Source organism: Pseudomonas syringae (genome assembly GCF_001698815.1).
Taxonomy (GTDB): Bacteria; Pseudomonadota; Gammaproteobacteria; order Pseudomonadales; family Pseudomonadaceae; genus Aquipseudomonas; species Aquipseudomonas syringae_A.
The window spans coordinates 13,229-28,693 of the sequence record NZ_LGSI01000031.1; the positions used below are offsets into that span (position 1 = coordinate 13,229).

Annotated in this window: 14 protein-coding genes; 8 read left to right on the forward strand and 6 right to left on the reverse strand. The window is 58.7% G+C overall.

The window, feature by feature from the left end; all coding sequences use genetic code 11:
- Nucleotides 1–155: 155 nt before the first annotated feature.
- The 3 genes from uvrD (at nucleotide 156) to AFK24_RS07725 (ending at nucleotide 4,053) form a co-directional block, all read left to right on the forward strand.
- Nucleotides 156–2,339, forward strand: coding sequence for a DNA helicase II (uvrD, locus tag AFK24_RS07715; protein WP_065832696.1), 2,184 nt, complete (start codon nucleotides 156–158; stop codon nucleotides 2,337–2,339).
- A gap of 314 nt (nucleotides 2,340–2,653) precedes the next feature.
- On the forward strand, nucleotides 2,654–3,511 hold the full coding sequence (locus AFK24_RS07720) for a Tim44 domain-containing protein (protein ID WP_020291644.1): 858 nt from the start codon (nucleotides 2,654–2,656) through the stop codon (nucleotides 3,509–3,511).
- A gap of 134 nt (nucleotides 3,512–3,645) precedes the next feature.
- Nucleotides 3,646–4,053, forward strand: coding sequence for an SMI1/KNR4 family protein (locus AFK24_RS07725; protein ID WP_065832697.1), 408 nt, complete (start codon nucleotides 3,646–3,648; stop codon nucleotides 4,051–4,053).
- Nucleotides 4,054–4,091: 38 nt separating this feature from the next.
- Here AFK24_RS07725 and AFK24_RS07730 read toward each other — a convergent pair whose 3' ends face one another.
- The gene (locus AFK24_RS07730; protein ID WP_065832698.1) at nucleotides 4,092–5,855 is read right to left on the reverse strand and encodes a cation:proton antiporter; all 1,764 of its coding nucleotides are present in this window, start codon (nucleotides 5,853–5,855) and stop codon (nucleotides 4,092–4,094) included.
- Between the two features lie 299 nt (nucleotides 5,856–6,154).
- On the opposite strand from AFK24_RS07730, the gene AFK24_RS07735 reads away from it, so the two are divergent.
- On the forward strand, nucleotides 6,155–6,640 hold the full coding sequence (locus AFK24_RS07735) for an acyl-CoA thioesterase (RefSeq protein ID WP_065832699.1): 486 nt from the start codon (nucleotides 6,155–6,157) through the stop codon (nucleotides 6,638–6,640).
- 65 nt (nucleotides 6,641–6,705) lie between these two features.
- Here AFK24_RS07735 and pdxY read toward each other — a convergent pair whose 3' ends face one another.
- Complete coding sequence (pdxY, locus tag AFK24_RS07740; RefSeq protein ID WP_065832700.1) at nucleotides 6,706–7,572, reverse strand: pyridoxal kinase PdxY; 867 nt, start codon at nucleotides 7,570–7,572, stop codon at nucleotides 6,706–6,708.
- Between the two features lie 114 nt (nucleotides 7,573–7,686).
- On the opposite strand from pdxY, the gene AFK24_RS07745 reads away from it, so the two are divergent.
- Nucleotides 7,687–8,079 (forward strand): DUF3301 domain-containing protein, encoded by a 393-nt coding sequence (locus tag AFK24_RS07745; RefSeq protein ID WP_065832701.1) that lies wholly within the window; start codon nucleotides 7,687–7,689, stop codon nucleotides 8,077–8,079.
- A gap of 28 nt (nucleotides 8,080–8,107) precedes the next feature.
- Here AFK24_RS07745 and AFK24_RS07750 read toward each other — a convergent pair whose 3' ends face one another.
- A complete protein-coding gene (locus AFK24_RS07750; RefSeq protein WP_065832702.1) occupies nucleotides 8,108–9,079 on the reverse strand; it encodes a CobW family GTP-binding protein in 972 nt (323 codons plus the stop codon).
- A 48-nt stretch (nucleotides 9,080–9,127) separates the two neighbouring features.
- Between AFK24_RS07750 and AFK24_RS07755 the strand changes: the two genes are divergently transcribed.
- Nucleotides 9,128–9,499, forward strand: coding sequence for an NADH:ubiquinone oxidoreductase (locus tag AFK24_RS07755; RefSeq protein WP_065832703.1), 372 nt, complete (start codon nucleotides 9,128–9,130; stop codon nucleotides 9,497–9,499).
- A 126-nt stretch (nucleotides 9,500–9,625) separates the two neighbouring features.
- On the opposite strand, the gene zigA is transcribed toward AFK24_RS07755, so the two are convergent.
- Entirely contained in the window at nucleotides 9,626–10,834 is a 1,209-nt protein-coding gene (gene zigA, locus AFK24_RS07760; RefSeq protein WP_065832704.1) for a zinc metallochaperone GTPase ZigA, read from the reverse strand.
- Nucleotides 10,835–11,091: 257 nt separating this feature from the next.
- The gene (locus tag AFK24_RS07765) at nucleotides 11,092–12,324 is read right to left on the reverse strand and encodes an N-acetylmuramoyl-L-alanine amidase (protein ID WP_065832705.1); all 1,233 of its coding nucleotides are present in this window, start codon (nucleotides 12,322–12,324) and stop codon (nucleotides 11,092–11,094) included.
- A 104-nt stretch (nucleotides 12,325–12,428) separates the two neighbouring features.
- Here AFK24_RS07765 and folE2 point away from each other — a divergent pair, with 104 nt between their 5' ends.
- On the forward strand, nucleotides 12,429–13,325 hold the full coding sequence (gene folE2 / locus AFK24_RS07770; RefSeq protein ID WP_065832706.1) for a GTP cyclohydrolase FolE2: 897 nt from the start codon (nucleotides 12,429–12,431) through the stop codon (nucleotides 13,323–13,325).
- 2 nt (nucleotides 13,326–13,327) lie between these two features.
- On the opposite strand, the gene AFK24_RS07775 is transcribed toward folE2, so the two are convergent.
- Nucleotides 13,328–13,849, reverse strand: coding sequence for a DUF3617 domain-containing protein (locus AFK24_RS07775; protein WP_065832707.1), 522 nt, complete (start codon nucleotides 13,847–13,849; stop codon nucleotides 13,328–13,330).
- 169 nt (nucleotides 13,850–14,018) lie between these two features.
- Here AFK24_RS07775 and cls point away from each other — a divergent pair, with 169 nt between their 5' ends.
- On the forward strand, nucleotides 14,019–15,458 hold the full coding sequence (gene cls, locus AFK24_RS07780) for a cardiolipin synthase (RefSeq protein WP_065832708.1): 1,440 nt from the start codon (nucleotides 14,019–14,021) through the stop codon (nucleotides 15,456–15,458).
- Nucleotides 15,459–15,465 lie beyond the last annotated feature (7 nt).

The window sequence follows — 15,465 nt, forward strand, 5'->3', positions numbered from 1 at the left end:
GCTGTTAGCCAGTTACTTTGGTCGTAGAGGCTTGATCTTTTCGGTGCCCATGCACGCCAATAGCGCCTGACTTACCGGTCGTCCGGAAGCCTGCGTTTATCGCCTGGTGCAAAGCATGGTTTGCCCGGCTTCGCTCGGCACCCTAGAATGCGCCGATGCGCGATGACCTCTCCCTTCTGCTTAATTCCCTCAACGATGCCCAACGCCAGGCCGTAGCTGCCTCCGTGGGTCGTCAGTTGGTCCTGGCCGGCGCTGGTTCCGGCAAAACCCGTGTGCTGGTGCATCGCATCGCCTGGTTGATCCAGGTCGAGCAAGCCTCGCCACACTCCATCCTGTCGGTGACGTTCACCAACAAGGCGGCTGCGGAGATGCGCCATCGCATCGAGCAGCTGATGGGGATCAACCCGGCGGGCATGTGGGTCGGCACCTTCCACGGCCTGGCGCACCGCTTGCTGCGGGCGCACTGGCAGGAAGCCGGTCTGGCGCAGACGTTCCAGATCCTGGACAGCGACGATCAGACTCGACTGGTCAAGCGGGTGATCCGCGAGCTGGGCCTGGACGAGCAGCGCTGGCCGGTCAAACAGGCGCAGTGGTTCATCAATGGCCAGAAAGACGAAGGCCTGCGCCCGAAACACATTCAGGCCAGCGGCGATCTGTTCCTGGCAACAATGAAGTCGATCTACGAAGCCTACGAAGTCGCCTGCCAGCGCGCCGGGGTCATCGATTTTTCCGAGTTGCTGCTGCGCGCCCTTGACCTGTGGCGCGACAATCCTGGCCTGCTCGCCCACTACCAGCGGCGCTTCCGGCACGTTCTGGTGGACGAATTCCAGGACACCAACGCCGTGCAGTACGCCTGGTTGCGCCTGCTCGCCCAAGGTGGCGACAGCCTGATGGTGGTCGGCGATGACGACCAGTCGATCTACGGCTGGCGCGGCGCGAAAATCGAAAACATTCACCAGTATTCCGATGATTTCCCTGACACCGAAGTCATCCGCCTGGAACAGAACTACCGCTCCACCGCCAGCATTCTCAAGGCGGCCAACGGCCTGATCATCAATAACAGCGGCCGCATGGGCAAAGAGCTGTGGACGGACGTCGGCGATGGCGAGCTGATCAATCTGTATGCGGCCTTCAACGAGCATGACGAAGCCCGCTACGTGGTGGAAACCATCGAAAGCGCGCTCAAGACCGGTCTGGCGCGCAGCGACATCGCGATTCTTTACCGCTCCAACGCCCAGTCGCGGGTGCTTGAAGAAGCGTTGCTGCGCGAGCGGATTCCGTATCGCATTTACGGCGGCCAGCGCTTTTTCGAACGCGCCGAAATCAAGAACGCCATGGCCTACCTGCGTTTGCTGGAAGGCCGTGGCAACGATGCGGCGCTTGAGCGGGTCATCAACGTGCCAGCGCGTGGGATCGGCGAGAAAACCGTCGAGGCCATTCGTCAGCATGCGCGCCACGCCGATGTTTCGATGTGGGAAGCCACCCGCCAGCTGATCGCCAACAAGGGCCTGACCGGCCGCGCTGCCGGCGCCTTGGGCCTGTTCGTCGAGCTGATCGAAAACCTCGCGGCCAAGGTCATGGAAATGCCACTGCACCTGATGACCCAAACGGTCATCGAGCAGTCCGGCCTGATCAACTATCACAAGGAAGAGAAAGGCGAAAAAGGCCAGGCTCGGGTAGAAAACCTTGAGGAACTGGTCAGCGCCGCGCGCAACTTCGAGAACGCTGAAGAAGATGAAGAGCTGACGCCACTGGCGGCGTTCCTCGGTCATGCGTCGCTGGAATCGGGCGACACTCAGGCTGAAGAGCACGAAGACAGCATTCAGCTGATGACTTTGCACAGCGCCAAGGGCCTGGAATTTCCTTACGTGTTCCTGGTGGGCATGGAAGAAGGCCTGTTCCCGCACAAGATGAGCCTTGAAGAACCGGGCCGTCTTGAGGAAGAGCGTCGTCTGGCCTACGTCGGCATCACCCGCGCGATGCAACAGCTGGTGATGACCTACGCCGAAACCCGACGCTTGTATGGCAGTGAAACCTACAACAAGGTCTCACGTTTCGTACGCGAGATTCCGCCATTGCTGATCCAGGAAGTGCGCCTGTCCAATAGCGTCAGCCGACCTTTCGGTGGCACGCAAAAAGTCAGCACCAGCAGCCTGTTCAACGGCACCGGAATCCCGGAAACCGCGTTCAGCCTGGGCCAGCGCGTGCAGCATGCGGTGTTTGGCGAAGGCGTGATCCTCAACTTCGAAGGCGCTGGCGCCCAGGCGCGGGTGCAGGTCAACTTCGCGGAAGGCAGCAAGTGGCTGATGATGGGGTATGCCAAGCTGGAAGCGATTTGATACAGACTCAAGCGGGTTCTTGGAGTGTGTTCGCCCGTAGGACCGGCTTTAGCCGGGAGCACGCCCTCCCGGCTAAAGCCGGCCCTACGAGTGATTGCAACGCCGCCTCAGCTTGAATGTGCCTCCGGCCAGCTCCATATAGATGACTACGCCCAACGGCGGTGTCCTACAGTACTTTTACCGAAGCCCTACAGACCAACCTTTATAGGGTCTTTGGGCTCTTACGCAAAAGCCGGAAACATTTGGCCACTAGCTATACACCTATGCCCTATGCAATATGGCGCGCGTGCAATCCATAAAACGGGAATACCCTTATGCAACGTTTTCTAAGCATCGCTCTGGCGCTGTGCATCGGGCTCACCATGAGCCTTGACGCCAGCGCCGCGCGTTTCGGTGGCGGCAAGAGCATGGGCTCGGCGCCGACTCACCAGGCGCGCCAAACTGCTCCTGCCACCCCTGCCGCTGCGCCTAACGCCGCCGGTCGTCCTGCACCTGCTGCAAGCGGTGCTTCGCGCTGGCTCGGCCCGTTGGCCGGTATCGCTGCCGGCGGCCTGCTCGCTTCCATGTTCATGGGCGACGGTTTCCAGGGGATGCAAATCTTCGACATCCTGATCATGGCGGTCATCGCCTTCCTGATCTTCCGCTTCATCGCGGCCCGTCGTCGCAAGCAACAAGGCCCGCAAATGGCCACTGCTGCCGGTCCTGCTGCGTTTCAGCGTGAAAGCGTTGAACAGCCTGCGCAGAACTCGATCTTCGGTGGCGGTTCTTCCGCAGCAGCCGCAGCGCCAGTGATCAACGCGCCAGCATGGTTCAACGAAACCCGCTTCCTCGAAGCCGCTCGTAGCCACTTCCAGTCGCTGCAACAGCACTGGGATGCCAACGAGATGGACAAGATCTCAGAGTTCGTGACCCCGCAAATGCTGGAGTTCCTGAAAAAGGAACGTGCTGATCTGGGCGAAGGTTTCCAGTCGACGTTCATCGACAACCTGACCGTGCAACTCGACGGCCTGGATGATCGTGCAGACAAGACCATCGCAACCCTGACGTTCAGCGGCGTCTCCAAGACCTCGCGCTTTGACCAGGGTGAAGTGTTCAGCGAAAGCTGGAACATGGAACGTCCTCAAGGCGACAACCAGCCTTGGCTGGTTGCCGGTATCCGCCAGAACGGCTGATCCGCTGCGTCATGAAAGCTTCATCCAAAACCCCGGACTCGTCCGGGGTTTTGTCTTATGCGTTCGAATAGTTATTTTGAGAAAGGCTTTAGGCTACTGTATAACCCGCGCCATCAGTTTAGAGGAGCCAGGCCGTGGAAGAAGTCATTGAACAATTACGTGAAGCGAATGAACCAGTCCCGGTTCCGCTTGAATTGCCCGACGAAGACCTGCTGGTAGAAATCGAGGAGCAGCTGTTCATCGACATCCCGTTCGTCTTCAGGGAGTTTCTGTTGACGGTCAGCGATGTGGTGTACGGCAGCCTTGAGCCGGTGACGGTCACCGATCCGCAATCGCACACGTACTTGCCTGATGTAGCCGCGAACGCGTGGGACATTGGCGTACCGCGCGAGCTGATCCCGATCTGTCAGGACGGCGAAGACTACTACTGCGTCGAAGAAGACGGCACTGTAGTGCTGTGGTCCGGCGAAGAAGAGCTGGTCACCGAAGAAACCTGGGAATCGGTCTGGCACTGGGCGCGGGACGTCTGGCTGGAAAGCTGATTCCCCGTCAGTCGGGAGCCGACCGAGCCAGCGCAATGCTAATGCTCGGACGGCTCCTGATGATTGCCCAGGGTTTCCAGCAACGCGATCTGCATGCGCGTATGCACCCGAATGAACCAACGCCAGGCGACGGCGGCAACAATCGCCGCGATGACGGCGATCAGGATCAGCAGTTCGCTGGTCGGCAGAATGCTCGCCGACAAGGCCGCCAGCAGCAGGAAAATCACCAGCAACGACAACAACGGAATCACCTCGGCGATCACCTTGCGCACCCGCGCAGTGTGGCGGCCGGCCATCTCCGGCTTGACGCCCATTTCTGCCAGCAGCATCGACAGGGCCTTGAGCTTGCGATACGCGGCGATCAGGAACGGCAGCGACAGCAACAGCGCTGCGCCGCAAATCCAGGCTTTCTGCAGGCTCTCATCGGCGATCCATTCGCTCATGTAACCGCCGATGCGCTCAGCGAAATAACCGCCGCTGAAGAAAATCGCCATCACCAATGCCAGATTGATCCCGACTTGCAGCAGGATCTTGCGGATCATCGACGCCAGCAACGCCCCTTCACCTTGTGGCTGAATGCTGCGCAGCCATTCGCCATACATGCCGAACACGCGGGCCATGCGCTGCGGCACAATACCGGCCAGCTTGTGCGACAGCGGATCTGCGCCGCGAATCAGATAAGGCGTCAGCAGCGTGGTAATCGCGGAAACCGCCACCGCAACCGGATAGAGGAAGTCGCTGGTGACCTGCAACGTCATGCCCAAGGCCGCGATGATGAAGGAGAATTCGCCAATCTGCGAAAGCCCCATCCCGACCCGCAGTGAGGTTTTGCCGTCATTGCCTGCGATAAACGCACCAAGGCCGCAGGAAATCATCTTGCCCAGCACCACGGCAACGGTGATCACCGCGATGGGCCATGCGTAATCCAGCAGAATCATCGGATCGATCATCAAGCCAATGGCGACGAAGAAAATCGCGCTGAACATGTCGCGAATAGGCTCAATCAGGCGCTCGATTTTCAACAACTGGCGCGATTCAGCCATGATCGCCCCGATCAGGAACGCGCCGAGAACCATGCTGTATTCCAGCTTGACCACCAGCAGGCAGAAGCCAAAACACAGGCCCAGAACGGTGATCAACAGCATCTCGTTGCTTTCGAAGTTGGCGACGTAGGCCAACAATCGCGGCACCAACAGAATGCCGATGACCAACGCTACGATCATGAACAGCGACAGTTTGCCGACCGTGGAAAAGACCTCACCGGAACTGACCGTGCCGCTCACCGCAATCCCCGACAGCAGCGCGATGATGCCAATGCCGAGGATGTCTTCGACGATGAGCACGCCGAAAATCAGCTGGGCGAAGTGCTGGTTTTTCATCTTCAGGTCGTTGAGCGCCTTGACGATGATGGTGGTCGAGGAAATCGCCAGGATCGCGCCGAGGAACAGCGAATCCATGGAATTCCAGCCGAAGAACTGGCCGATTTCGTAGCCGATCCAGATCATCAGGGTGATTTCGAGAAACGCGGCGATAAACGCTGTGGCACCGACCTTGAACAACTTGCGCAGGCTGAATTCGAGGCCCAGGCAAAACATCAGGAAAATCACCCCCAGCTCGGCGAGGGTCTTGATGGTTTGCTCGTCATGGATGAGCCCGACCGGCGGCGTGTGCGGGCCAATGATGAACCCGGCGACGATATAACCGAGTACCACTGGTTGTTTCAGGCGATGAAAGAGGATCGTCACGACACCGGCCACCAGCATGATCACTGCCAAATCCTGAATAAAACTGATGGCATGCATGGTTCCGGCTCCTTGAGAAATCGACAGCGCGAGCCCGCTATTTGCCGGGCCGTTACGGTGAAAATTCTGATGAACATGTAGGAATTAACCCGCTCCACGGGCTTTTGCAGGTTAACACCGCACATTCATTGCGAAAGCCGGTGCAATATATGGAAACAGATCGGCTTGAGCGCGTGACGGCCCTGAGCCAGCAAGCGTCCCGATAACTGTTCTTTGTTGATTAGCTCTTTGTTGATTGATAGCCCGCAAGCACCGCCATAAGGTGCAAACCTCTGAACCGCCTTGATCGTGAGTACGCTATGGAACCCGGAAACGCCCAGCTGTCGATGACTGTATTGATGACCCCGGACATGGCCAATTTCTCTGGCAACGTGCACGGCGGTACCCTTCTGAAATACCTCGATGAAGTCGCCTACGCCTGCGCCAGCCGCTATGCGGGCCGCTACGTCGTGACCTTGTCGGTGGATCAGGTGATTTTCCGCGAGCCGATTCATGTGGGCGAGCTGGTGACGTTCCTGGCTTCAGTCAACTACACCGGCAATACATCGATGGAAGTCGGCATCAAAGTGGTGACGGAGAACATCCGCGAACGCTCGGTGCGCCATACCAACAGCTGCTTTTTCACCATGGTCGCGGTGGATGACCAGCGCAAACCGGCCAGCGTCCCGCCGCTGGAGCCGGAAAGCCACGACGGCAAACGCCGCTACATCCAGGCCCAGCAGCGCCGGCAGATTCGTCAGGAGCTGGAAAAGCGCTACCAGGAAATCAAGGACGAAACGCTGTAAACCCTGGTAGGACCGGCTTTAGCCGGGAGAACGCCCTCCCGGCTAAAGCCGGTCCTACGCCGGTCCTACAACCGAACGGCCTCGAACTTCACCCTCGGATGCGCGATTCGGTCCTGGGCGCGCACCAGTTCCAGTTCGTAACTGCCGCAGGCCTGGGTTTCCAGCAGCACTTCATGAACCGCCGCTGCGGCGAACTCAAAAGCAGCCACCGGCTCGTCACCCAACAGGACGCGCGCCAGGAACAAACCGGATGTCAGATCGCCAACACCCACTGGCTGGCGCGGAAAGGCCAGTAGCGGGCGACGCAGGTGCCAACTGGCATCAGCAGTCACCAGCAACATCTCGAAGCCGTCAGCGGCCTTGCCGGGGTAGTCCAGGTGTTTGACCACAATGGCTTTCGGCCCACGCGCCAATAAAGCCCGAGCCATGCTCAGGCAATCGAGCAGCGATTCAGGTTTGCGGCCAGAGAAGCTGTCCAGCTCCAACTGGTTGGGGCACATGAAATCCGCCACCGCTGCCGCTTCCTCCAATAGAAAATCACTGACTTCGGCGGGCACGATGCAACCCTTCTCCGGATGGCCCATCACCGGATCGCACAGGTACAACGCCTTGGGGTTGGCCGCCTTGATCCGCGCCACACCCGTCAGAATCGCTCGGCCCTGCGCCGCGCTGCCCAGATAACCCGAAAGCACCGCATCGCAATTGCCCAGCTCGCCGATGGCCGCAATACCGTCGATCAACGCGGGAATCTGCTGCGGCGCCAGCACTTCACCGGTCCATTGCCCGTACTGAGTGTGATTGGAGAACTGCACCGTATTAAGCGGCCAGACATTGACCCCGACGCGCTGCATCGGAAACACAGCAGCGCCGTTGCCAGCATGGCCGAATACAACATGGGACTGGATGGCGAGCAAATGGGGCGTACGTTTCATGACAAGATCCTGAACACGATGCAAATGCAGTAATGAGAAATTTAAGTCGCGCAGTATGGCTGCAAATCCCAAGACACGGTTAAGCTGGAGACTCTTCGTTGGAGCGCCCCTTTCATGCTGACCTTGGGAAACATGTTCGTCTTGATGCTGCTTGCAACCGGCGCGGCCTGGTTGTGGCATTCCCATGGCCTGCGCGAACGAGCGCTGGAGCGGGTCAAGCAACATTGCGCGCGGCTGGACCTGGAGCTGCTGGATGGCAACGTCGCATTACGCCGCCTGACCTTCACCCGCGATGCCCAAGGCCGCAAGCGCCTGGCGCGCGTGTATAACTTCGAATTCACGGTGACGGGCGAGCAGCGTCATCCCGGAACCATCACCATGTTTGGTGCCCACAGTGCGCAGATCGAGCTGGCGCCCTACCCGTTCGAAATCAAAACTCCACCGCCTTCAGCGCAAATCATTCAATTGAGTGAATGGCGGCAGGAACACAACAAGTGGAAGCAGTAGAGCACGAACGCCCTGTGGATAAGTTGCTCTAGAGCAAGCATGCCACCAGTTGCGCCTGTAATCGAGCCTCATCCTGCGCCTCGCTGAAGATCAGTTCCAGGCGTGAATCCTTGCGCCATTCGCTGGTTTTCCATTCCAGCGCGCTACCTTCAAGCGCATTCGCGGAAAACCAGCCAGCCGGACTGTGGATAACCAGCTTCGCCCGTCGCCACGCGAGGGTTTCCAGCCACTGCTGGATACGCATCAGGTCGAAACACTGGCTGGGATGCCAGCGCCAGCCGATGCTCCAGCCGTCTGACTGGCTTTGGCTGAGGCAGATCGGCTGACGTGGATCGGTCCAGATCGCGGGCATCTGCGCCAGGCTCTTGGGCAGAACCAGATTATCAACAGCTGAGTTATCCACAGCCCCCTGCTGATCGGCGCCGGGCAACGCCAAAAGCGGTAACGCGCCATGATCTGTCCAGATTAAAGCGCGATTGGGCAACGCCTGGGCAATGCGCTGTCGCTCGGCGACACTCAGTTGCGCGGATTTATTCAGCACCAGCAGACCCGCGTCCGCCAGAGCATCCTGCTGGCTGGCCGGCAGCGCCTGGCCCTTCGCCAAAGACGCCGAATCAAGCACCATCACGCTTGGCTGCACAGCCAGCACGCCTTGCCACGGTGATTCGCGCAACTGCTTGAGCAATTGCGCCGGGTGGCCGAGACCGGAAGGCTCGATCAGCAGCCGGTCAGGTCTGGATTTACGCAGTAGACGGCCCAAGCCGATCTGAAATGGCGCGCCGTTCACACAGCAAAGGCAGCCACCAGCCACTTCGCCAAGTGAGATACCATCTGCGGCCGTGGCCAGCAGCGCGGCATCCAGGCCGATCTGACCAAACTCATTGATCAGGATCGCCCAGCGTTCATGCGCTGGCTTTTGCGCCAGCAGATGCTTGATGAGGCTGGTCTTGCCGGCGCCCAGAGGGCCGCTGATGACGTGGGTCGGGATGTTTTGCAGCATGTGGGTCGCTTCTGACGATGGCGAAATAACGAATTCGGGAAGGCAATAATGCGCGTGATCAAGCGGCCGCTGTGGTTGGCATTGATGCTGTTGGTGATGACGTCGAATCAGGCGCTGGCTCAGGCGTGTCTGGTGCACAGCCAGGCCGAGCGCCTCGACGTGAAAGTCTGCCAGGAAAACCGCAACATTCCGGAAAAGCTCTTCAAGGACGGCTTCTGCCAACCGCAACTGGCCGGCCAGAAAGTCGACGTCACCTACTCGGAGCAATGCCCGGCAGGGGCTTTCGGCGTGTGCAGCAACGCGCAAGTCGCCAATATGCCCTATCGCGAGAACATTCACTATTACGGCGTCGCCAGCGATGCGCACTACCTCAAGCCGTTTTGCGAAGGGCAAAGTCAGGGGCAGTGGTTGGTGCCGTAATGAAGACAGGCATCTGTTGGAGCGAGGCTTGCCCGCGAACTGGTCGGTAGATCCGCCAGGTTTTCCGCGTTAGAAACATAGCCTTCGCGGGCAAGCCTCGCTCCAACGGATCTTACGGGCTCCAGCTCAAGCACTCTGCTCTTCATGCCACGAACCAAACGGGTCGGGCAACTCACTCCAGCCGTCGATTCCGAGCGCCATTTCCGCGTCAGTCAGCAAACAATTATCCAGCTCGGCCGTAAGCTGGGCGAAGTCGATATTTTGGCCAATGAAGACCAATTCCTGACGGCAGTCGCCGGTTTGCGAGCTCCAGGTCTGCATGATCGCGGCGTTGCTCTCTTCGTCCTCGGGCCATTGCAGCGCGGGTACAAAGCGCCACCAGCGACCGGCGAACCCGTGACGCATCAGGCCGCCCGCCTGTGACCAGCTGCCAGCATCCTTGGGCTTGCTGGCCAACCAGAAAAATCCCTTGGAGCGCAGCAGCTTACCGTTGGTCCATTCACGATCAATGAAGCTGAAGAACCGCTCGGGATGGAACGGCCGACGGGCGCGATAAGCCGTGGACGCGATGCCGTACTCTTCGGTTTCCGGCACATGCTCGCCGCGCAGCTCTTTCAGCCAGCCCGGCGCCAGGGAAGCGCGTTCAAAGTCGAAACGACCGGTGTTGAGGATTTTCGCCAGTGGAACCTCGCCCATGACCATGGCAATGATTTCCGCCTGGGCATTGAGGCGCTGCAAAATTGCCATCAACTCCTGACGTTCGCTGGAGCTGATCAAGTCGATCTTGCTGATCAGGATCACGTCGGCAAATTCGATCTGCTCGATCAGCAGGTCGGTGATCGAGCGTTCGTCGTCCTCACCCAGGGTTTGCCCGCGACTCGCCAGGCTTTCAGCGGCCTGGTAATCGAGCAGGAAATTGACCCCGTCGACCACCGTGACCATGGTGTCCAGGCGCGCCCTATCCGCCAGGCTCTTGCCCGCCTCGTCGCGGAAGGTGAAGGTTTCCGCAACGGGCAATGGTTCGGAAATTCCCGTGGATTCGATCAACAGATAATCGAAACGCCCGTCCTGAGCCAGGCGGCTGACTTCTTCGAGCAAGTCTTCGCGCAAGGTGCAGCAAATGCAGCCATTGCTCATCTCGATCAGTTTTTCTTCGGCACGGTTCAGGCTGACATCACGCTGAACTTCGCTGCCATCGATGTTGATCTCGCTCATATCATTGACGATCACCGCCACTCGCAGGTTTTCACGATTGCGCAGCACGTAATTGAGCAAGGTACTTTTGCCCGCGCCAAGAAAGCCGGACAGCACAGTAACGGGAAGACGATTTGGCATGAGGATTCTCATCGGCGGCTTGGGACAGGCTGCAAGATGCATATGTTATAGTATAACAATACAAACACGCCAATCTTTCGCTGACAAGCCCCCGTCATCCAGCAAACATTCGACCCGTAGGACCGGCTTCAGCCGGGAGGCCAATAGTTCTGAAAACGTAACTGCTGCGAATGGACTGGCCTCCTCCCGGCTAAAGCCAGTCCTACGAAATGCGTTCCAATTCAAATGGTTGCGTGATGCTGAAAAAAGAAGATTTGCTACACCTGCCCCGCTTTCTGCGCCTGCTGCCTAGCCACATACGAATCAGCCGGCGGATTACGTTGGAAATAGCGCTGCAGTCCGGCGAACAACCCGTCGGCCACAGCCTGTTGGTGACGCGCAGTGACCAGCCGCTGGCTGTCGCGCACGTTGGAGATAAACCCGGTTTCCACCAGAATCGACGGCACATCCGGCGACTTGAGCACGGCGAACCCCGCCTGTTCCACGCGTTTCTGGTGCAGCGTGGTGATGTCCGCCAGGCTGCCAAGAATGGTATTGCCCAGTTGCAGGCTGGCGGCGATGGTGGCGTTCATCGACATGTCGAGAATCACCCCGGCGAGCATAGGGTCCTTGTCCTTGAGATTCAGCAGACTGGTGGCGCCCAGCAAGTCCGCACCGTTTTCCCGCTGCGCCATGAAGCGCGCCGTGGCCGACGTCGCGCCGCCTTCCGACAAGGCATACACCGAAGCGCCGGACGCGGTGAGCCGTGGCGCGGCGTCGGCGTGGATCGAGATAAAGATATCGGCGTTGTATTTGTGCGCAACATCCACGCGTTTGCGCAGTGGCACGAAGAAGTCATCGTTGCGCACCAGACGCACGTCGAAGCCCTTCTCGCGCTTGATGCGCTTGGCCAGCAGCTGGGCAATGGACAACACCACGTCTTTTTCCCGCTCGCCTTTGGCACCAACCGCGCCCGGATCCTTACCGCCGTGGCCGGGATCAATCACCACCATGACGTCGCGTTTGGGGTGAGCCTTGTCGAGCAACGGCGACGGTTGCGGCGCAGGCGGCTGTGCGCCCACGGCCGCCAGTTGCACGGGCGTATGCAACGCTGCGCCAAGGTCCAGAACCAGTCGATGCCCTTGGCTACCTTCCGGCCCCAGCTGGAAACTGTTGAGCTGCACCGGCGCGGTCAGATCCAGCACGATGCGGGTGTCATCGCCCTGACCGTAGTGGCCGGAGCGAATTGACCTGATCGGCGTGTTGACCAAGGCCAGTTGGCTGAAATCTCCCGTCAGCCGCGCGCCACTGATATCGATGATCAACCGATCCGGCGAACCCAGGGAGAACGTCTTGTATTGCACCGGCCCGCTTAGATCCAGTACCAGGCGCAACTTGTCAGCAGTCCGCCACAACCGCGCGTTGCGAATCTGCGCGGCGTAAGTCCCCAAGGGCAAAGCCAGCGCGGCGCTGGCCAGTAACAGATTGAGCAAAACTTGGCGTCTATGCATGGCATGGCTCACTAAAGTTGCAGAGCATCCCAGCCCAAAAAAGTAATCGTCGATCTAACTGTAATAATATAACATGATGTTTTAGCCCCCAGACGGCCCCTTTCATGAATGTTGCGACACTTCCGGATATCGCCGCCCAGGCTTCAAGACAAGCGCTGCCACTGGATTGGGTTGGGATGTGCGGCATCGCTCTTCCTATCCTTATGGACGGCAAACGCCTGAGCGCCAAAGCCGATGTGGGCGTCAGTCTCGATGACGACGCTGCTCGCGGCATTCATATGTCCCGGCTGTATCTAGCGCTTGAAAAGCTGGAGAACGAAGAGCTGACACCCGCGTCAGTGCGCAGCCTGCTTGAGACTTTTCTGCAGAGCCATGAAGGGCTTTCAAACAATGCCTGTCTGAATATTCACGTGGTACCGCTGCTGAAACGAGCAGCGCTGGTCAGTGCGTTGGCTGGCTGGAAAGCCTATCCAATCAGCATCTTCGCTAGCCTGAAAAACGGAATGTTCCACGTGGAACTAAAAATTGACGTGAGTTATTCATCGACCTGCCCTTGCTCGGCAGCGTTGGCGCGTCAGTTGATTCAGCAGCAGTTCATCGAGGACTTTCCCGGCAAGCAGCTTGAATCGGCCGCAGTGCTGGAATGGTTAGGCAGTACCGAAGGGATAGTTGCGACGCCTCACAGCCAGCGCAGCACTGCGAAGATTCATGTGCAACTCAATGAATTTGTTAGTGAATTCCCAACGCTACAGTTGATCGATCAAGCCGAAGCAGCGTTGGGAACAGCAGTACAGACGGCCGTTAAGCGCGCGGATGAGCAGGCTTTTGCCTTGGCGAATGGTCAGAACCTGATGTTCTGCGAGGATGCCGCACGACGGTTGCATCGAACGTTCAAGCGCAATCCGACGCTTAAGGGTTTTGCCCTGAAGGTCATCCACGCCGAAAGCCTGCATGCTCACGACGCGGTGGCGAAAAGTTCGTGGAATTGGCTCAGTGCCTGAACTCAGGTACGCGGCTTGACCGCGCCACACTGCTGACCGAGCCAGACCGCACGCGTATCCATGCTGCCGTTTTGCTGCTGTCCAGTGGCGTTGAACGTGCCGATCACCTTGGTGGTGAACTCACGATCACTGAGGAACTGCGCTTGCCCGGTGCCTTGCGCTTTCGGGCAGCTGAACTTGAAGTTCCAGTTCTTGCCATTGCGCGCCGTCACTTGTTGGTTGCAGCCAGATTTTGGATCAGTCAGCGGGATGTCGTCGGATTTGACCTGGGACTCCGTCAAACAAAACCGCACGCCTTTGCCGCCCAACGTCACGCCTTGTTTTTCCATCATGCGTTCCATCATGGCGCGCTGTTCAGGCGCCAGATTTTGCAGCTGACCGAGCATCAATTGCAGATCCGGCAGTGGCTGCCCGTCAACCAACATATTGCTGGAAGTAAGCTCCCAGAGTCCCGGCTGCAGCATTTGGGCTTGCGCCAGCGGCGCCGCCAGACAACAGATCAACGCCAACATGGGTTTGTTCATTTGTGAATCCTTGTTTCAAACAATTGATAGAGAAGACGGCCCAACACAGACTGCGAACAATGAGGCTTAGACGACAGATCCGCCAGCCAGTTGCACGGCGAATAAAATAGCGACATTCACCACCGCCTGTGGTCTGTTAATGAGCAAATGGCCTGGAGCAAGATTGCGCATGGATTATCACAGCCCGTATTTCTTCGGCTATGTCCTTGGATTCATCCATCTAGTTGGAGTTGGTGCAGCCATTCATGCACTGCTGACGGTCCGCACCGCGCAGGGCGCCATCGCCTGGGCCATGCCGCTGCTGTTCATCCCCTACGTCGCGTTGATTCCCTACCTGGTGTTTGGTCGCAGCTCGTTCGACGCCTACATCAAGGCGCGACGCCAGGCCAACGATGAGATGCGTACCGCTATCGGCGATCTCAACTGGCGGCCGTGGATCGAGGAGGCTGTGGCCGCGCGCCGGTCCGAGGCGTATGCATCGCTGCGCGCCATGCCCAAGTTGGGACGCATGCCCGCACTGGCGAACAATGAAGTGAAGCTGCTGATCAATGGCGACGCGACCTTCGACGCGATCTTCGCTGCCATCGGCCAAGCGAAAGACACCGTGCTCATTCAGTTCTTCATCATCCATGACGACGAACTGGGCCGCAGGTTGCAGAATCTGTTGCTGGAAAAAGCCGCCGAAGGCGTGGCGATTTATGTGCTCTACGACCGCATCGGCAGTCATGCCTTGCCCGGCAGCTACAGCGACAAATTGCGCGCCGGTGGTGTACAGATCAAAGCCTTCGCGACGCGCAGCGGTTGGCTTAATCGCTTCCAGATCAACTTCCGCAACCATCGCAAAATAGTCGTGGTCGACGGCGAACGAGGCTTTGTCGGCGGGCATAACGTCGGCGACGAGTACGTCGGTCTCAAGCCACCGCTCGCACCGTGGCGCGATACGCATGTGCAAGTGCTCGGTCCAGTCGTGGCCTGTTTGCAGGAATCGTTTGCCGAAGATTGGTTCTGGGCGACGCGGGAATTGCCACCGCTGAGTCTTCCCGAGTCGTACCCGGAAGACGGCGTATTGTGCCAGTTACTCGCCAGCGGTCCGGCTGACGCTCAGGAAACCTGCTCGCTGTTCTTTGTCGAAGCCATTCATGCGGCGACGGAACGGGTGTGGATCACCAGTCCTTATTTCATCCCGGATGAGGCTGTGTCGGCAGCGCTGCGCCTGGCGGTGTTGCGCGGTGTGGACGTGCGGCTGTTGCTACCTTCGCGCCCCGATCATTACATCGTCTACGCCGCCTCAAGCCTGTTTGCCTTCGAAGCAGTGCGCGCCGGCGTTCGGGTATTTCGTTATTTGCCGGGGTTCCTGCACCAGAAAGTGGTGCTGGTGGACAACGAGATCAGCGCCATCGGCAGCGCCAATCTGGACAACCGTTCTTTCCGGCTGAATTTCGAGTTGATGCTGCTAACGGTGGACAGCGACTTCGCCAGCGAAGTGGAGCACATGCTCAACGACGACTTCGCGCAGGCTCATGAGATATCGATTCAGGAGAGTCGCGAAACTCACCATCTGCAACAGCTGGGCATGCGCATCGCACGATTGATTTCGCCGATTCTGTGACTGTATT